21 protein-coding genes are annotated in these 17,606 nt (G+C 63.2%); 7 read left to right on the top strand and 14 right to left on the bottom strand.

What is annotated here, in order from left to right:
• Nucleotides 1-48 precede the first annotated feature (48 nt).
• From FJ414_RS22670 to FJ414_RS22655, 4 genes are all read left to right on the top strand, one after another.
• Complete coding sequence (locus FJ414_RS22670) at nt 49-891, top strand: DUF1194 domain-containing protein (protein WP_140646610.1); 843 nt, start codon at nt 49-51, stop codon at nt 889-891.
• A 223-nt stretch (nt 892-1,114) separates the two neighbouring features.
• A complete protein-coding gene (locus FJ414_RS22665) occupies nt 1,115-2,065 on the top strand; it encodes an ABC transporter substrate-binding protein (protein WP_140646608.1) in 951 nt (316 codons plus the stop codon).
• Nucleotides 2,066-2,132: 67 nt separating this feature from the next.
• A complete protein-coding gene (locus FJ414_RS22660) occupies nt 2,133-2,906 on the top strand; it encodes an ABC transporter permease (RefSeq protein WP_140646682.1) in 774 nt (257 codons plus the stop codon).
• Complete coding sequence (locus tag FJ414_RS22655; protein WP_140646606.1) at nt 2,903-3,700, top strand: ABC transporter ATP-binding protein; 798 nt, start codon at nt 2,903-2,905, stop codon at nt 3,698-3,700. The genes FJ414_RS22660 and FJ414_RS22655 overlap by 4 nt, the downstream gene beginning before the upstream one ends.
• Nucleotides 3,701-3,715: 15 nt before the next feature.
• Here FJ414_RS22655 and FJ414_RS22650 read toward each other — a convergent pair whose 3' ends face one another.
• From FJ414_RS22650 to FJ414_RS22640, 3 genes are all read right to left on the bottom strand, one after another.
• Nucleotides 3,716-4,654, bottom strand: a complete 939-nt coding sequence (locus FJ414_RS22650; protein WP_348639758.1) for a GlxA family transcriptional regulator — start codon at nt 4,652-4,654, stop codon at nt 3,716-3,718.
• A 305-nt stretch (nt 4,655-4,959) separates the two neighbouring features.
• Entirely contained in the window at nt 4,960-5,094 is a 135-nt protein-coding gene (locus FJ414_RS32025) for a hypothetical protein (RefSeq protein WP_112099240.1), read from the bottom strand.
• Between the two features lie 349 nt (nt 5,095-5,443).
• The gene (locus tag FJ414_RS22640) at nt 5,444-5,629 is read right to left on the bottom strand and encodes a hypothetical protein (protein ID WP_140646602.1); all 186 of its coding nucleotides are present in this window, start codon (nt 5,627-5,629) and stop codon (nt 5,444-5,446) included.
• A gap of 219 nt (nt 5,630-5,848) precedes the next feature.
• Between FJ414_RS22640 and FJ414_RS22635 the strand changes: the two genes are divergently transcribed.
• Nucleotides 5,849-6,748 (top strand): LysR substrate-binding domain-containing protein, encoded by a 900-nt coding sequence (locus tag FJ414_RS22635; protein WP_040981895.1) that lies wholly within the window; start codon nt 5,849-5,851, stop codon nt 6,746-6,748.
• A 1-nt stretch (nt 6,749) separates the two neighbouring features.
• On the opposite strand, the gene FJ414_RS22630 is transcribed toward FJ414_RS22635, so the two are convergent.
• On the bottom strand, nt 6,750-7,715 hold the full coding sequence (locus tag FJ414_RS22630; protein ID WP_140646600.1) for an alpha/beta hydrolase: 966 nt from the start codon (nt 7,713-7,715) through the stop codon (nt 6,750-6,752).
• 311 nt (nt 7,716-8,026) lie between these two features.
• Nucleotides 8,027-8,212 (bottom strand): hypothetical protein, encoded by a 186-nt coding sequence (locus tag FJ414_RS31565; RefSeq protein ID WP_181166902.1) that lies wholly within the window; start codon nt 8,210-8,212, stop codon nt 8,027-8,029.
• A 294-nt stretch (nt 8,213-8,506) separates the two neighbouring features.
• Here FJ414_RS31565 and FJ414_RS22620 point away from each other — a divergent pair, with 294 nt between their 5' ends.
• Nucleotides 8,507-9,529: an acyltransferase gene (locus tag FJ414_RS22620; RefSeq protein ID WP_246672480.1), complete on the top strand. Its 1,023-nt coding sequence runs from the start codon at nt 8,507-8,509 to the stop codon at nt 9,527-9,529.
• Between the two features lie 9 nt (nt 9,530-9,538).
• Here the strand turns inward: FJ414_RS22620 and FJ414_RS22615 are convergent, their stop codons facing one another.
• Nucleotides 9,539-11,608 carry an ASKHA domain-containing protein gene (locus FJ414_RS22615; RefSeq protein WP_140646597.1) on the bottom strand — a complete coding sequence of 690 codons (2,070 nt, stop codon included), beginning with the start codon at nt 11,606-11,608 and terminating at the stop codon, nt 9,539-9,541.
• A gap of 89 nt (nt 11,609-11,697) precedes the next feature.
• Here FJ414_RS22615 and FJ414_RS22610 point away from each other — a divergent pair, with 89 nt between their 5' ends.
• Complete coding sequence (locus FJ414_RS22610) at nt 11,698-11,940, top strand: hypothetical protein (RefSeq protein ID WP_246672479.1); 243 nt, start codon at nt 11,698-11,700, stop codon at nt 11,938-11,940.
• Nucleotides 11,941-12,019: 79 nt separating this feature from the next.
• On the opposite strand, the gene FJ414_RS22605 is transcribed toward FJ414_RS22610, so the two are convergent.
• From FJ414_RS22605 to FJ414_RS22570, 8 genes are all read right to left on the bottom strand, one after another.
• Entirely contained in the window at nt 12,020-12,994 is a 975-nt protein-coding gene (locus FJ414_RS22605) for a methyltetrahydrofolate cobalamin methyltransferase (RefSeq protein ID WP_140646596.1), read from the bottom strand.
• 80 nt (nt 12,995-13,074) lie between these two features.
• Complete coding sequence (locus tag FJ414_RS22600; RefSeq protein ID WP_140646594.1) at nt 13,075-14,166, bottom strand: methylenetetrahydrofolate reductase; 1,092 nt, start codon at nt 14,164-14,166, stop codon at nt 13,075-13,077.
• Nucleotides 14,163-14,753, bottom strand: a complete 591-nt coding sequence (locus tag FJ414_RS22595; RefSeq protein WP_140646593.1) for a methylenetetrahydrofolate reductase C-terminal domain-containing protein — start codon at nt 14,751-14,753, stop codon at nt 14,163-14,165. The genes FJ414_RS22600 and FJ414_RS22595 overlap by 4 nt, the downstream gene beginning before the upstream one ends.
• Nucleotides 14,746-15,048 (bottom strand): virulence factor, encoded by a 303-nt coding sequence (locus tag FJ414_RS22590; RefSeq protein WP_127863411.1) that lies wholly within the window; start codon nt 15,046-15,048, stop codon nt 14,746-14,748. Before FJ414_RS22590 ends, FJ414_RS22595 begins: the two co-directional genes overlap by 8 nt.
• Nucleotides 15,049-15,221: 173 nt before the next feature.
• Nucleotides 15,222-15,800, bottom strand: a complete 579-nt coding sequence (locus FJ414_RS22585) for a GNAT family N-acetyltransferase (protein ID WP_348640019.1) — start codon at nt 15,798-15,800, stop codon at nt 15,222-15,224.
• Nucleotides 15,725-15,991: a DUF1778 domain-containing protein gene (locus FJ414_RS22580; RefSeq protein ID WP_140646592.1), complete on the bottom strand. Its 267-nt coding sequence runs from the start codon at nt 15,989-15,991 to the stop codon at nt 15,725-15,727. The genes FJ414_RS22585 and FJ414_RS22580 overlap by 76 nt, the downstream gene beginning before the upstream one ends.
• A gap of 53 nt (nt 15,992-16,044) precedes the next feature.
• On the bottom strand, nt 16,045-16,827 hold the full coding sequence (locus tag FJ414_RS22575) for a formyl transferase (RefSeq protein WP_140646591.1): 783 nt from the start codon (nt 16,825-16,827) through the stop codon (nt 16,045-16,047).
• Between the two features lie 95 nt (nt 16,828-16,922).
• Nucleotides 16,923-17,498 (bottom strand): DUF4893 domain-containing protein, encoded by a 576-nt coding sequence (locus tag FJ414_RS22570; RefSeq protein ID WP_140646590.1) that lies wholly within the window; start codon nt 17,496-17,498, stop codon nt 16,923-16,925.
• Nucleotides 17,499-17,606: the final 108 nt, after the last annotated feature.

Raw genomic sequence — 17,606 nt, 5'->3', positions numbered from 1 at the left:
CCGGATTCCGGGCTTTTGCGCGCGGCGATTTTCGCCTAACCTTGCTTCATGTCTGCTTATGCCCGCGCAAGGCATATCTTTTCAGGCAGTGCCGCGCTGGCGCTGGCGCTCTGGCTGACGCCGCCAGCTTCTCCCGCAGAACCGGTCGATGTCGAACTGGTGCTGGCGGTCGATGTTTCGCTTTCGATGTCGCCGGCCGAGCTGGAGATCCAGCGCCACGGCTACGCGGCGGCGCTGACCCATGAGAATGTGCTGAAGGCCATCGCCGACGGCGCCTATGGCAAGATCGCCGTCACCTATGTGGAATGGGCGGGTACCACCTGGCAGCGCGTGATCGTGCCGTGGACGGTGATCGCCAACCGCGCCGATGCCGAGAAGGTGGTGGCGCAACTCAACGCGCGGCCGCCGGACAGCGCCCGGCGGACCTCGATCTCCGGCGCGCTGAGCTTCGGCAGCGACCTGTTCGCCGAGAGTGGTTTTGAAGGCACGAAGCGCGTCATCGACGTCTCGGGCGACGGACCCAACAACCAGGGCGCGCCGGTCGACCTCACGCGTGACGCGGTGGTCAAGCAAGGCATCACCATCAACGGTTTGCCGCTGATGACGCGCGGCGGGTTCAGCGGCGCCTTCGATGTGGAAAATCTCGACCGCTACTACAGCGACTGCGTCATCGGCGGACCGGGCGCTTTCATGATCCCGGTCAATGACTGGACGCAGTTCCCCGAAGCGATCCGCCGCAAGCTGGTGCTCGAGCTTGCCGGTCCCGCCTCGCCGCGATGGGCGGCGGAAGAGGCCGCGCATCCGCCGGTCGTGCTCGCCGACGACGCGCCGGCCGCCGACTGCATGGCGGGCGAGAAGATGTGGCGCAATCGCGGCTGGGGCATGCCGTGACGGATCGAGAAGCCGCTCCAGGCGCGCCGCCCGGCATTAGATCAGAATGACGAATCGTCATCCCGATCTAACTCTTTGGAGCATGATCTCTTCCGAAAACCGGATCCACTTTTCGGGACCATGCTCCAGCTTGGACCAAGGTCGAGTGCGGCTTCTGCTTCATTGACAAGCCTTTTGGCGTCTGTGAGACAATTTGCGCTCACCACAAAAAAGGGGAACCACAATGAACAGAACCTCCATCTTCGCGGCGGCGCTGACGGCGGTCGCCGTGCTCAGCGCGCCGGCCATGGCCGCTACGTCGCTCACCATCGGCATCAGCGGCTGGACCGGCTTCGCGCCGCTGACCTTGGCAAAGCAGGCGAGGCTCTTCGAAAAGCACGGGCTCGACGTCACGCTCAAGAAAGTGCCGCAGGCGAGTCGCCCGCTGGCCATCGCCAGCGGCGACCTGCAATGCGCGGCGACCACGGTCGAGACCTGGATGGTGTGGAACGCCAGCGGCGTCTCCACCAAGCAGATCTTCCAGCTCGACAAATCCTATGGCGCCGACGGCATCGTCGTGCGCAACGACATCAAGACCGTCGCCGATCTTAAAGGCAAGAATGTCGCCTCGTCCGCGCCCGGAACCTCGCCTTATTTCCTGCTCGCCTGGGTGCTCAACAAGAACGGCATGTCGACCAAGGACGTGACGGTGGTCAACCTGGAACCGGATGCGGCGGCGCAGGCCTTTCTCGCCGGCCAGAACGATGCCGCGGTCACTTACGAGCCCTTCATCTCCGCCGTGCGCGACAAGGCCGACCAGGGCCATATCCTGGCGACCACGCTCGACTACCCGATGGTGATGGATACGGTCGGCTGCACACCGGACTTCCTCAAGACCAATCCCGACGCAGCCAAGGCGCTCGCCGACAGCTATTTCGACGCGCTCGACATGATCAAGAAGGACCCGCAGAAATCCTATGAGATCATGGGCGCCGACGTGAAGCAGTCGGCCAAGGAGTTCGAGGATTCGGCCAAGTACCTGAAATGGGCCGACAAGGCAGAGAACAAGCAGTTCTTCACCAAGGATTTCCAGGATTTTTCCAAGACGGCCGCCGAGCTGTTGCTGCAGATGGGGTTGATCAAGGAAGCGCCAGATGTGACGACGCTTGCCGACACCAGCGCGGTCGCCAACTGATCGCGCATTTTTCGATCGACGGCGGCGACAAGCCGCCGTTCTTCCTCTTCAAGGACAGGGCCTGATGCTGCGTCCCTTGCACCCCGTTGCGCCGGGCACGCGAACCGTGCTCGGCATCGCCTTCTTCGTGCTGTTCGTGGCCTTCTGGGCATGGATCACGCTCGGCGGCCATGTGAACCGGATCTTCCTCGCCGATCCGCTGTCGATGCTGAAGGATGGCTGGCGGCTGCTCACCGAGGATCGTTTCTGGCTCGACATCCTGATCACCATCTGGCGCGTCTTCGGCGGCTTTGTGCTGGCCTCTATCGTCGCGGTGCCGATCGGCATCGCCATGGGCGCCTGGAAACCGGTCGAAGCCTTTCTCGAACCGTTTGTCTCCTTCGCCCGCTACCTGCCGGCGTCCGCCTTCATCCCGCTGCTCATCCTGTGGGCCGGCATCGGCGAGATGGAGAAGCTTCTGGTTATCTTCGTCGGCTCGGTGTTCCAGATCATTCTGATCGTGGCGGTCAAGGTCGGCAGCACGAGGCGGGACCTTGTCGAGGCCGCCTATACGCTTGGCGCGACCGACAACGGCATCGTCAAGCGCGTCATCGTGCCGGCCAACGCGCCAGAGATCGCCGAGACGCTGCGGCTGGTGCTTGGCTGGGCCTGGACCTATGTGATCGTCGCCGAGCTGATCGGCTCGTCGTCGGGCATTGGTTACATGATCATCAACAGCCAGTCGCGGCTGGCGACGGGGCAGATCATCTTCGGCATCATCGTCATCGGGCTGATCGGGCTTTTGTCCGACTTCGCCTTCAAGGCGCTCAACCGCTGGCTCTATCCATGGAGCCTGGCGTGAGCAAGCTTCTCATCGAAGGCGTTTCGCGGACCTTTGCCGGGGTCGGGGGCGGAGAGCCGGTGCGGGCGCTGCAGCCGGTCGACCTCGCGGTCGCGGCCAATGACTTCATCACCATCCTGGGGCCGTCCGGTTGTGGGAAATCTACCCTGCTCAGGATCGTCGCCGGGCTGGAGGCGCCGAGCACCGGCCGCGTGCTGCTCGACGGCAAGGCGGTCACAAGGCCGGGACCGGACCGCGGCATGGTGTTCCAGTCCTATACGCTGTTTCCCTGGCTGACGGTCGCCGAGAACATCGGCTTCGGCCTGCGCGAGCAAGGCAGGCCCGAGCGCGAACGCAACGAGATCGTCGCTTCCTATGTCGATCTCGTCGGGCTGAAGGGTTTCGAGAACCATTGGCCGAAACAGCTGTCGGGTGGCATGCAGCAGCGCACGGCGATCGCGCGGGCGCTGGCCAACGATCCCGAAATCCTGCTGCTTGACGAGCCGTTCGGCGCGCTGGACAACCAGACGCGCGGGCTGATGCAGGAATTGCTGCTCGGCATCTGGGAGCGGCGCAAGAAGACGGTGCTGTTCGTCACCCATGACATCGAGGAGGCGATTTTCATGGCGTCGCGGGTGATCGTGATGAGTGCCCGGCCCGGCCGCATCAAATCGGACGTGCCGGTCGACCTGCCGCATCCGCGCCATTACACGCTGAAGACCAGCCCCGAATTCTCGGCGCTCAAGGCGCAACTCACCGAAGACATCCGTGTCGAGGCGATGCGGACGGCGCAGGGGCAGTCGATCGGGGCTTGATCCGGAACCTTCGGATCAAGCAGCCAAGAGTTGCTTGCGGTCGACGCGCTCCTGCTGGGGCGAACGGGCGTAGAGCTCGCGGTAGCATTTGGAGAAATGCGAGGCGGAGACAAAGCCGCAGGCGACCGCCACTTCGACCACCGGCATCGACGACTGGATCAGCAGGTGCCGGGCGCGGTCGAGCCGGATCTCCAGATAGTAGCGGGCAGGGGAGCGGCCCATCTCGGTGCGGAACAGGCGCTCGATCTGCCGCCGGGAAAGATCGACATGGTCGGCGATCTCGATCAGCGACAGCGGCTCGGAAAGGTTGGCCTCCATCAGCTCGATGATGGTCAGCACCTTGGAGTTCTGCACGCCGAGGCGGGCGCGCAGCGGCAGGCGCTGGCGGTCGGTCGGGCTGCGCACGCGGTCGGTCAGCACCTGCTCGCAGACGCGGTTGACGAGGCTCTCGTCGAAATCGTCGCCGATCAGCTTCAGCATCATGTCGAGCGCGGCGGTGCCGCCGGCGCAGGTGTAGACGTTCTGGTCGACCTCGAAGAGGTCGGCAAAGACATTGGCCTTCGGGAACGCCTCGGAAAAGCCCGGCAGGTTCTCCCAATGGATGGCGCAGCGCTTGTTGGACAACAGGCCGGCGGCGGCCAGGATATGCGCACCGGTGCAGAGGCCGCCGACGGCGACGCCGCGATTATACTCCTCGCGCAGCCAGGCGAAGGCCGACTTGTTCTGGTAGCGCTCGACATTGATGCCGCTGCAGACGATCGCCATGTTCGGCCGATCCGGCCCGGCCATCTTCTTGCGCTCTTCCTCGAGCGAGGTGTTGACCGCGCATTCGACGCCGTTCGAGGCGCGCACCGGCTTGCCGTCTATGCTGGCCAGCCGCCAACGATAGGCTTCGTAGCCGAGCATCCGGTTGGCCGAGCGCAGCGGATCGAGCGCCGTCGCGAAGGCGATCATGGTGAAATCGGGAATGAGGAAGAATACAAACGATCTCTTGATCGGATGCTTTACGGCATTCACGGGGAAACCTCACGCAGCCATGACGCGAACAGGATGTCGCGAACAGCATAGCGACAACAGGAAAAACCATTCCTGTCAATCGGGTAGGCGGCTAAGTGAAGATTAAATTTGCGACACGGGTCGCAAATGGGCAATTCATGCAACCGAAAGGCGTGAGGACACCGACGGCAGCAGCAAACGACCAAACGAAAACGCCGCCTCGGCGGAGCCGGGCGGCGTTGAATTCGGTATGCCGGATTGTCTCAGGCAATGAAGCCGAGACGGGCAGCAGCCACGGCGCCGGTCTGGCCGGGCATGGTCTTGGCGAGGCGCTGACGCTCCAAAGCGGTTGTCAGGTTCATTTCGCGGCGGGCAAACAGGCGGGCAAAAAGCTTCATTGTCATCTCCATTGGGTTGCTCAGACGGGTCGCCTTCGCTTGATGGAGTGGGGCAGCTCGTTTGCTGGCGTGGATATAGGCTCACTTCAGCAGAAACTAAATCGCAAAAACGAACCGCTTGATATGAAAAGCGACATCATTTGCGACGTTTTTGGGCAGCCTGCCCAAGATTTCCTATTATTTACAAGGCTTTAATCGGCTTGTTAACCCGCTATGCGGGTGGTTCATATGCGTCATGCTGTGATCGCATGGCTGGAAAAGTCGTTTGAGTGCAAACAAAGGCGCTAAAAACAAGCAAAAGGCCTGCCGAGCTGACGCGGCAGGCCTTCAGAACTCCATACACACTTGATTACTTCGCTCCGGCCCAACTTCCGACGCCGAAGCGCAAGCCGGTCTTGGCATCGGCAGCTTCCGGCCAGCCGATATCCTTCTGCAGTTCGATCGGCAGCGCATGGATGGCGCGTTCGGTCTGGTAGCGGGCGCGGGCCGCGCTGAATTCGGTCGCAAGCCGACCGATGGATGACAGGATAGACATTTCTTTCTCCTCTATGCGGGCAGGGAGGCGCCCGTCACTGCGTTAAGCCAGGTCTGTTTCAGCTTCATTTCACGTCGATTGCAGGACTGTGTCAGGGTCGTTTCATGGCTGCTTTTGGCAGCATCCTGCATCGATCGAGTTGACTATGCGCCTGGAGTGATGTTCAATCAAACGAAATGAAATGATGGATTGCATCAGAAAAATTGAAGGCAACCTGCCATGAACGCCCCGCTCAATCATCCCTTGCCGCTGCTTGATCTCGATGTGCTGCGCACTTTCGTGGCGATCGCCGAGACCGGCAGCTTCACCACCGCCGCCAATGCGGTGTTCCGCACGCCATCGGCCGTCTCCATGCAGATCAAGAAGCTGGAGGACATCCTCGGCCGTTCCGTCTTCGCGCGCGACGCGCGTTCGGTGACGCTGACCACCGATGGCGAGATGCTGCTCGGCTATGCGCGCCGGCTTTTATCGATCAACCGCGAGGTGGTGTCGAAATTCATCATCCCCGACATCGTGGGCGTGGTGCGGCTCGGTTCCCCGGACGATTATGGCGAGCGCGTGCTGCCGCATGTGCTGAAGCGTTTTGCCCAGTCGCATCCCTCGATCGCCGTCGACGTCACCATCGACCAGAGCATCAATCTGCGCCGCCGCATGGACGACCGCGCGCTCGACATCACGCTGCTCACCAATTCCTACAAGACCAGCGCGATCGGCGCCGAGGTGCTTTTGACCGAACCGATCGTGTGGGCGGGCGCCAAGGGCGGCTGCGCGCATCTGCGCGAGCCGCTGCCGGTGTCGCTGTGGGAAGAAGGCTGCGCATGGCGGGCAGGGGCGCTGGAAGCGCTTGGCCGCGAGGGCCGCAACTACCGCATCGCCTATATGAGCGCCCACACGGCCGGCCAGCGCGCCGCCATCATGGCCGACCTTGCAGTGGCGCCGCTGCCGAAGTCCTTCCTCGGCGACGAGATGGTCTCGCTGGGCGCCAAGGACGGCATGCCCGAGATCGGCACCTACAATCTCGCCATGGTGGTGGCGCCCGATGCGAGCGCGCCGGTGAAGGCCGTCGCCGACCATATCCGCGCGACGTTCGAACTGTTCCGGGAAACCGGCAAGTTCTGAGCTATTCGGCCGCCGGCGCCGGGCGCCCCGCGAAAGCGGCTTTCGTCCTGCGTCGCGCACGAGCCTGGCGCGCTGCTGGAACATTATCGAGAAATGCAACGATGCTGTCGCGCGCGCGGCGCGCCTCGGGCATCTCGATCAGGGGCCAGACGTGGAACATGCCTTCCTCGTAGACCAGGTCGACCTCGACGCCGGCAGCGCGTGCGCGTTCGGCGAAGATGAGATTATCTGGTGTCAGCATGTCGCGTGAACCGGTCAGCAGCAGCGTCTTAGGCAGCACGGACAGGTCGCCGTAAAGCGGGCTGATGTGCCAGTCGGTGCGATCGAAACCGGCGCTGTAGAGCCGCACCGCTTCTAGCCCACCCGCAATACCCAGCCACGGATCCTGCCGCTCGGCCTCGAAGACTTCCGGATTTGCAAGCGAAACGTCGAGACCGGGCGAGATCAGCACATGGCGCGACGGTGCCGGCAGGCCCTCCTCGGCGGCTATCATGGTCAGCACGACGGCCATGTTGCCGCCGGCGGAATCGCCCATGAAGACAATGTCTTGCGCCTCGGTCTCTTCGAGCATGCGCCGGTAGACGTCGCCGACCATGCCGAACATGTCATGGAAATCGTGCTCCGGCGCGATGGGGTAGACCGGCACGGTGATGCCGAAGCCGAGACGCTCGGCCATTTCGGCGATCAGCCCCCAATGGTAGGAGGTGATCTGAAAGACATAGGCGCCGCCATGCATGTAGAGGATGCGCCGGCTTTCGCCCGCCTTCGGCGCGATCTCATAGACGGGAAAGCCGTCGATCTCGGTCTCGGCGATGTCCAGCCGTGCCTTGAGCAAGGCCGGCGGATGATAATCCTCTGTCTTGCGGGCGTAGGCGATCCAGCGCTGCAGGTTCTCGGGACTGGAAAACGCCTTCTTGCGGCTGTGCCTGAGAACGAACGAAACGAGATGGCTTTTCAAACTGGGCATGCAGATACACGCACTTCGGCAGAGCCGACTAAGAGAATTCCCCCCGCTCTGCGAAGATTGTACCTCAGTTAAAAATGTCAAGGATTCACGCTGGCACATCGGCGTGATCCGATGGTGCCAGTTCTTTGTTTGCGCGATTTCGGGCGGAAGGCTACGGCGAATTGCCGAGCCTAACCGCTGCGCACGTTTCCTGGAATTGCTCTAGCGCCGCTTCGACAGCAGCGCCGCGCGCAATTTGTTGTCGACGTTCGCCGAGGCCGCGTCGCGGCCACGGCGCTTGCCGAGCAGCCTGCATTTGTCGGCGAAGGTCATCAGCGCGGTGTGCCCAGAAGCAGCGCATGAAGGGCTGCCTGCGGATCGCTCGGCGGCGAAGCCGGCCAGCCGATATCCTTCTGGACATGCGCCGGCAGGCTGTTCAGCGCGCGGATCGCCTTGTTCCTGGCGTGAGCCAGCCTGATGGTCACGCCGAAACGGCTGAGGTTGTCGTACATCGACATTTTCATCTCCCTTGAAGAGCAGCGGCGGCCGAGGATTGTCCGCAGCCGCCGTTCGATGTCGGTTAAATCGCTCACGCATGTATCGGAGCGATTTCGCGAAAACAGCGTTTCGGTTTCCGGACAGCGCGAATCCGGAAACATTTGCATACAAACGAATTGGACCGGCGGGCATTCCGGCTTCCATCCGGATAGAAGCCATCCGCGGGTTGACAGCAGCGCTCGGCTGCTTTGTTATTGTGCGATGCGATATCGACTGTATGCACTGCAGCATAGCGCGATCTGGACCAGAGCATCGTGACGAGCATCCACAGTATTCAATATCTGCGGGGCCTCGCCGCCTGCGCGGTGGTCTGCTTCCACGTCAGCGAACAGTTCGGCGGTCCGTTCCACGTCGGAGCAGCCGGCGTCGACGTTTTCTTCGTCATCAGCGGCTTCATCATGTGGGTGACGACGGCCGGCAGGCCGGCCGATCCTTGGCGTTTCATGGGTCGCCGGATCACCCGCATCGTGCCTCTCTACTGGATCGTCACGCTGCTGACCGCGGCAGGCATCCTGATCAAGCCGCAATTCTTCTACGGCCATTTCTTCAGTATGGCGAATTTCGTCGGCTCGCTGTTCTTCCTGCCTGTCCTGCAGGAGCGGGCGCTGCATCCCATCGTCATACAGGGTTGGACGCTTTGCTATGAGATGATGTTCTATCTCGTTTTCACCCTGGTCCTGTTCCTCGGGGAGCGCTGGCGGTTCGGAGTTCTCGTGGGCGCCCTTGTGGTCATCGTCGCGCTGCATTTCGTCTTACCCGTGGGATACGCGCATGCCTTCACCGATCCTGTCGTGCTCGAGTTCGCGGCCGGCGTCGTCGTGGGGCGCTTGTGGCTCCAGGGCGCCAGGCTGCCGCTCGGAGTGGCGCTGGCGATGGCTGTCTTAGGATTTCTGCTCCTTGCGGCCAGTCCGCTGTTCGATGCCGACATGGCTCGCGCCTTGCACTGGGGGCTTCCGGCCACGCTGGTCGTGGCTGGCGCGGTGTTTGCCGAGCGGGCGCGGCCGTTCAAGCCCGCGGCCTTGCCCAGCTTTCTCGGCGATGCGTCCTATTCGATCTACCTATGGCATGTCGTGGCCGGCGTCCTGGCGACGGGTGTCGTCTTGAGGGCCGGCCTCCCGGCGGTCTTGCAGCCGGCAGCGATCCTGGCCATCACGCTGGCGCTCTCGGCAGTGCTTTATCTGATCGTCGAAAAGCCATTGATCGGGCTGCTGCATCCGCAACGTCCCAAGGGCGCCGTGAAGGCAAGCACTGCCGCGGCCGCAGGGGCCGCGGAATGAGCTGAAACGTTAGTCGCGGCCGCGCCGTGCCGCGCGCTCCTCGCGTGAACGCCGGCGTGGGGTAGCGTCGCCGGCGTTGCCGTCCTCGCTCATCGCCTTGCGCGGCGGCAGCTTCACCGCGGCCGCCAGCTTCGGGAAGGGGTCAACCTTGTTCGGCAGCGCCATGGCGTAGACGAAGTGCTCCTGGAATTTCGGCTCCAGCGCCGTCTCGATCTTCTCGATCCGGCTCACCGTCTCCTCGATCTCGCGACGGTAGCCGCGATTGAGCAGCGCCATGCGCGCGCCGGCGCCTGCGGCGTTGCCGACGGCCGAGACCTTGTCGAGGTCGCAGTCGGGGATGAGGCCGAGCACCATTGCGTATTTCGGATCGATGAACGAACCGAACGCGCCGGCGAAATGGATGCGGTCGACGTGCTCGGTGTGCTGCTTTTCCATCAACAGCTTGGTGCCGGCATAGAGTGCTGCCTTGGCAAGCTGGATGGCGCGCACGTCGTTCTGGGTGATGGTGATCCTGGGTTCGCCTTCCTTCAGCACATAGGAGAAGGTGCGGCCGTTGGGAACGATGCGCGGCGAGCGCGCGGCCAGCGATCCGTCGACGACGCCATCTTCGGAGATGATGCCGGCAAGGTACATTTCCGCCACGATCTCGATGATGCCGGAGCCGCAGATGCCGGTGACGCCGGTCGCCTGCACGCTGTCGAGGAAGCCCGGCTCGTCCGACCACAGCTCCGAACCGATGACGCGATATTTCGGCTCAAGCGTGTCCGGGTCGATGCGCACGCGCTCGATGGCGCCGGGCGCGGCGCGCTGGCCGCCGGAGATTTCCGCGCCCTCGAAGGCCGGGCCGGTGGGCGAGGAGGCCGCGACCACACGCGTCGAGTTGCCGAGCACGATCTCGGCATTGGTGCCGACGTCGACGATCAGCATCATCTCGTCCTGGCGGTGCGGGCCTTCCGACAGGGTGACGGCGGCGGCGTCGGCGCCGACATGGCCGGCAATGCAAGGCAGCATATAGAGGCGCGCGCCCTGGTTGAGCTTCAGGCCGATGTCGGAGGCCTTGATGCGCACCGCGCCGGAGACGGCAAGCGCGAAAGGCGCGCCGCCCAACTCGGTCGGATCGATGCCGAGGAACAAGTGATGCATGATCGGATTGCCGACGAAGACGGAATCCAGGATGTCGGCGCGCTGGACGTTGCCTTCGGCGCAGACCTTGTCGACGAGGCCGGAAACCGCTTCGCGCACGGCGACCGTCATGCCTTCGCGACCGTCCGGATTCATCATCACATAGGAGACGCGGCTCATCAGATCCTCGCCGAAGCGGATCTGCGGATTGGACGTGCCGGAAGATGCGGCGACTCGGCCCGACAGCAGCGACACCAGATGCATGGCTATGGTGGTCGAGCCGATGTCGCAGGCAAGGCCATAGGCTTCGTTCTTGAGGCCGGGCCACAACGCGATGACACGCGCGATGTCGCTGTCGGCGTCCTTGTGGATGGCGGCCGTCGCGGTCCAGTTGCCCTTACGCAGGATGCCCTGCACCTGCGGCAGCAGATAGAAATCGAATTCGAGGTTCTTGAGGCCCCAGTCCTTCATCAGGGCGATCTTGAGCCGGTCGAGGTCGCCGAGCGGCTTGTGCATGTCGGGCTCCTCGATCTCGACATAGCACATGCGGATCGCCGTATCGCGGGCGATCACCCTGGTGTCGGCGTCCTTTCGGATGGTCTGGGCGTTGATGACCGTGTCCTGCGGCACGTCGATGACGAGGTCGCCGAGGACCTGCGCCGAGCAGGAGAGGCGGCGCCGTTCAGGCAGGCCGCGCACGCGCTCGTAGCGCTCTTCCTTGGCGCCCTTGGGCGAGATGTGGTCGTTGGACGAGACGATCTTGTGCTTGGCGAAATTGCCTTCCTGCACCTCGATCTGGCAGCGCCCGCAAGTGGCGCGGCCGCCGCATACGCTTTCGACATAGACGCCGAGCTGGCGCGCCGCATCGAGCACGGGCGTTCCAACGGGGAACCGGCCGCGCTTGCCCGACGGCATGAACAGCACGAGCGGATCGGTGATGTTGGGCGGAGGGTTCATGCTGGCACGCGTCTCGATGGCAATTGTCGATGCCGTTTAACGGATCGTTTTACTGTTGGGTGGAGAGTCTGCTGGTCCAGGGGCCAACCATGTCGGATCTTCTGCTTTCCGCCGTCTTCACCGCGTTCACCATGGTGCGCGTGATCAAGGGCTCGTGGCTGCGCAATCCGCAATACCTCGCCACCGGGATCCTCGGCGCGATCGTCGGTGCGCTGCTGCTGCACGCGTTCTGGCCCGCCTATGACGATGATTTCATCGTCGGCGGCGTAACAGGCCTCTTCGGATCGTGGGCGGGAATGGCGCTGTTCGACGCCATATTGGGCATGGCCTGAACGCAAAGCAGAGCTGTCCGGCCGCATCCACGATGCGATCGGACCAGCCTTGTTTGCGGTGCGGCTCACGATTGCGCGCTTATCCCCTGGCCATGCGGGCTTCACGGCCGCCGCGGCGACGGCCGCCATTGCCGCTGCCTTCGCCCGGCGCGTTGACGGCCGTTGGAGCCGCAACGGCTTGACCGCCTTCGACCGGCTTATAATCCTTGTAGGTGCGGATCCAGTTGGTGCAGTTCTCGTCGGTGCCGTTGAGCACATTGGCGCCGCGCACGGCTTCCATTTCCTGCGGACGGACCGGGTTCATGATGGCGCTGGTCATGCCGGCGCCGATCACCATCGGGATGAAGGCGGCGTTGATGCCGTGGCGGTGCGGCAGGCCGAAGGAGATGTTGGAGAGGCCGCAAGTGGTGTTGACCTTGAGCTCTTCGCGCAACCGGCGCAGCAGCGCGAACACCTGGCGTCCGGCATCGCCCAGCGCGCCGATCGGCATCACCAGCGGGTCGACGACGACGTCATGGGCGGGAATGCCGAAATCGGCGCAGCGCTGGACGATCTTCTTGGCGACGGCGAAGCGGACGTCCGGGTCCATCGAGATGCCGGTCTCGTCGTTGGAGATGGCGACGACCGGGACGTTGTATTTCTTGATCAGCGGCAGGATGGCCTCGAGCTTTTCTTCCTCGCCGGTGACGGAGTTGACCAGCGGGCGGCCCTTGGCGACCTTCAGCGCGGCCTCGATCGCGGCGGTCACCGAGCTATCGATCGACAGCGGCAGGTCGACCAGGCCTTGCACGATCTCCAGCGTCTGCACCAGAAGCGCCGGCTCGGTCGCATTGGGGTCGACGGCGGTGACGCCGGCATTGACGTCGAGCATGGTGGCGCCGCAGGCGGCCTGCTCCAGCGCGTCTTTGATGACGGTCTCGAAATTTCCGGCCACCATTTCGGCGGCGAGCTTCTTGCGGCCGGTCGGGTTGATGCGTTCGCCGATCACGCAGAAGGGCTGATCGAAGCCGATGACGATTTCTCGGGTCGCCGAGGCGACGATGGTGCGGGTCATGAAATCTCTCCGTCGGGATATAAAGAGTTCTTTATATCGTTATCTGATCTCGTTCAAGCGGATGGTGACTGGCCACGCTGTCAATGCGCGGTCTTCACCATATCCACCTGGGTTTCGGTAATCTCGTCGTGCAGCAGGTGGTCGAGTCGGTCGGCGACCAGTTGGTCGTCGCGCCGGCGCTCCCGCTTCCAGGGCTGGCGGCCTTTCAGCACGCCGGATTCATCGACGATCTCGGCGACATATTCCTCTTGGCGGTAGGCCATCACATGGATGCCGGCGACGCCGGGGATTTCCTTCACCTCGTTGATGATGTCGATGCAGAGCTGCTTGCCTTCCTTCTTCTGGTCCTGCGCGCCTTCCAGCCGCTTGATCACCGCGTCGGGGATATGGATGCCCGGCACGTTGGAGCGGATCCACTTCGCCGTCTTGGCGGAAGCGAGCGGTCCGACGCCGCAAAGCAGGAAGAGCTTTTCAGTGTGGCCGAGGTCGCGCGCCTTCTGCATGAAGGTTCTGAACATCGGCACGTCGAAGCAGTACTGCGTCTGTGCGAACTGCGCGCCGGCGGCGATCTTCTTGCCGAGATGGATCGGGCGGAAGTCGTAGGGCGGCGCGAAGGGGTTGACGGCGGCACCGAGGAAGACCTGCGGCGGCGTCGTCAGCTTGCGGCCGGACAGGAACTTGCCATTGTCGCGCATGATGCGGATGGTTTCGAGCAGCGACATGGAATCGAGGTCGAACACCGGTTTGGCGCCGGGCTGGTCGCCGGCCTGCACGCCGTCGCCGGTGAGGCACAGCATGTTGGCGACGCCCATGGCGGCGCCGCCCAGCACGTCGCCCTGGATGGCGATGCGGTTCTTGTCGCGGCAGGCGATCTGCATGATCGGCGCATAGCCCATGCGGGTGAGCAGCGCGCAGATGCCGACGGACGACATGTGACAATTGGCGCCCGAGGCATCGACGGCATTGATGGCATCGACCCAGCCATCAAAAATCTTGGCGCGGTTGTAGACGTCTTCCGGATCGGCGCTGTCGGGTGGATTGAGCTCGGTCGTTACAGCAAACTCACCGCGGCGCAGCACGCGCTCCAGCCGGCCGCGCGATGTGTGGCCGGGCAGGGGCTCAAGCGGCAGGTGGATGCCGGCCGGGTTCTCGTCGACCTGGCGGGCGGTCATGCCGAAGCTCCGGGGTTCGGGGTCGTTTCACGCGCGGCGGCGGCCTGCGCGGTCACCCGCAGCCACGCCGAGGTTTCGCGCAGCGACTGATCGACCGGCTTCTGCACGGTGAGGATATTGTCGCCATGCACCATGTTGCGCGAGCCTTCCCAGGCCTTGACCCAGACGCAAGGCATGTCCGGCTCGACCTCGCAATTGCCGTTGGCGCGCACGCCGCCGCAAGGCCCGTTGCGCAGCTGCTTGGGGCAATTCATCGGGCACGACATGCCGGTGGAGGAGAGCACGCACTGGCCGCACATGCGGCAGTCGAACATGAAGCCCTTGACCCGCTTCTCGACGAATTTCACCGGGGCTTCGACGCGGCCGTAGCCGATGCCCTTCCACAAAGGATGCAAGAGCAGGAAAATGTCGGCGAACCGGCTGTAGAACCATTCGAGCAATCGCGAATGCCGGATGGACCACAGGCGCACGGCGAAAGTGCGCTGGACGCGCCGCTGTGGCGACACGTCGGCAGGCTTGTAGTCGGATTTCGGCGCTGCCTTCTTGACCAAGGTGGCCTGGGTAACCGCCGGCTGCTTGTCAGACATTTTCTTTCCCGCCAGCCTTGACCAGAGCGACTAGCCGCTCGCGGTCATATTTCGCGTCGAGTTCCTGATAGGCCTTCTCGACCTCGGCCTCGATGTCGTCGCCGACCGGGATCGGGTCGGCCTTGCGCCATTCCGCCAGATAGTCGTCGGTGCCGCCGGCGCCGGTGCGCATGGCGCACATGTCGATCGCCTCGGTGAAACGCAGCGGCAGCTCGCGCTTGGCGTTCTGCCGGCCCTTCTTGACGATGACCTGGGCGGGGATGTCGCGCCAATAGACGACGATCAGATCGGCCATGAATTCTCACTCCTCGAGGTTGTCGAGCATTGCCGCATGCGCCGTTGGGCCGCTTGTTATGGGACGACGCGCGCGCCTTCAAAAGCGACGCTGGCGATGGCCCAAACGGAAGGGAGAAGTTCTTTGGTCGAGCATCCCCCTGTGTGCTGCACCGCTTGCTCTCGAAACTTGCCTTATTCGTAGCCGAAGCCGCTTTCCCTTAAGTCGGCGATACGCACGATCATGCTTCGTTTCGGATCGAATGGCAGGTCTACGAAATCGAAGCCGCGGTAGAAGTTTCTCACGGACTCATCAAGTGGGTGGGTAAGGACGCCAAAACAGCCGATCTCAGTGGAAAACCGAACCGCGGTCCTAAATGCGAAGAGGAACAGTGAGCGTCCGCATCCGCGACCTTGAAAGCGGATATCCACGGCCAGCTGGCCGAGCAACACAATCGGAATGGGATCGGGGCGATTACGCTGTGCCGACTTCGGCAGATAGGCCCGCTCGATCTGGCCGGCGCTCAGCGCAACATAGGCAGCAATCGCGCCGCTCGCCAAATCGCAGATGACGCTGGTGCGCGATGCCCCATCCTGCTGGTTGCGCCAGGCATGGCGACGAAGCCAATTGTTGAGCGACTCGCGGCCGCAGTCGAAAGCATCTCTGTTGTCGTCAACCGCAAGCGGTCGAGGCGAGGTCAGTCCTGCCATACGGGCCGTGACGCTGCGAGCCTTTGCAAACCAGGCAGCTTTTTCGGCGCCGATTTCGCCCAAGCCTCGAACCGCTCCCAGTCGGCTGCGGGGATCGTCACGATACGCCCATCCAACACCTCCATTTCGGCAGCTTCAACAGCCTTACGGCGGATGAAGTCGCTAAGATTGGTGTTAGCCTGACTTGCGGCGGCTTCGAGTATTTCGCGTTCGTCCAGAGTGACGCGGACGCTAAGAGGAGCCAGGTTCGACATCGTAATCTCGCTTTCTGTATGACAATAGCATACAAATCGCCAAGCCGACAATGTTACCAGACGCGCTTGGTCAGGCCGGTCCAGAGGTAGAACCAGATCGTCGGGTGGTACCACTGCTTCGACGGCAGGCCAGGGTCGATCGTTTCCAGTCTGCCGGCCAGCGCATTGCCGACCGCCTCGACGCAGATATCGCGCGAAAATCCTGCCTGCCGCAGCGCGTAGCTGGCGATCGTATCGCCGGTCCTGGGCTTGCCGCGCGCCTGCTTCAGCACGCCGCCGGTGTCGACGCCGGCATCGACCAGATGCACTGTGGTGCCGAAACTCCCTCGATCGCCGGAGGCCAGCGCCCAGTAGCCGCCATTCATGCCGCGATATTTTGGCGCGATGCCAGCGTGATAGTTGAGCACCGGGCAAGGCATCTTGGCCAGCGTATCCTTCGACAGCAGCCTGCAGCCGGCAAGCAGCACAACGCCAGGATCGATGCTCACGATCCCCTTCAGGCATTCCGGCCCGTTGGCTGAAGGGACATGGATGATCGCCTGGCCTTGCCTCGGCTCGGTTGCGAGCTTCTCCTCGGCGATCAGTCGCTCGGCATGGCGAGCCAGGAAGCGCTTGCCAAGCCTGGTCAGCACCATGGTGCCGAGCTGGCCGATCGCCGAGATCCAGCCCTGGCGCCGGGCGCGGCCCATGAGCAGGCGCTTTTTGGATTCAGGGGATTCGAGGATGACGCTGACGGGGCCGACGCGATCGGCAAGCGCATTGACGATGGCCCAGATATGCGGGCCACCTTCGGTGACGACCACGATCGGTCGCGTAATCGATTCCGACGCTGCCATGGCAAGCACCCGCTCTGAAGATCGGGCGCATGCTATGCGGACCGGGTTAATCCCTGGTGTGCCGGAGGCGTTTCAGCCGGCGTCGAAGGGCCGGCTCAGCGCTTCAATTCCATGATGTCGAGCTTCGATTCGTAATAGGGCGCGGGGAATTCGATCCGCCATTCGGTGGCGCTGTTGCGGAAGGCATAGCCGACCTGGTCGCTTTCGGGGCCGCTGCCATAGGGCTTGGCCTTGTCGTCATTGACCGAGAACGAGCCGAGATAGATGGCGCGCTTGTCGCCATCGTCGAAGAAACGGCCGGCGGTGCGCTGCGAGCCGCTGATCTTCGCAAGCCGCCAGCCGGAGCCGTCGTCGGTCACCTTGCACTTGAACCAGCCATAGATGACGAGCGGGCTGATGCCGCCCGCCTTGATGGTGCGGCACTTCCAGTTGCCGGTGAGATCCTTGTCGGAGATGGCGACAAGTGGTTTGGCGAGCAGTTCATCCAACTGCTTGACCTCGGCCGGATCGCCGGCCTTTGCCTCTTCGAGGGCCGCCTTGCGCGTCTCGCCATACTTGTCCAATCGCGCCTTGTCGGCAGCCGTGATCAGCTTCTGCACTTCGCCATCGGCGAGGGACGGCAAAGTGAGGGCGACAAGACCGAGGGCGGCAAGGAGCAGGCGAGGCATCATGACGTGTTTCCTCAAATCAATGGCTGGAACAAAGTTCTTTCTATCACTGGCGCACAACTTACCGGTTCGCGATCGCCTGTCATCCGTGCTTAACAGCGTGTGCTCGAA

The organism is Mesorhizobium sp. B3-1-6 (assembly GCF_006439555.1).
Taxonomy (GTDB): Bacteria; Pseudomonadota; Alphaproteobacteria; order Rhizobiales; family Rhizobiaceae; genus Mesorhizobium.
The sequence above is the reverse complement of the archived record's forward strand: the minus strand, read 5'-3'. Positions and strand labels throughout refer to the sequence as shown.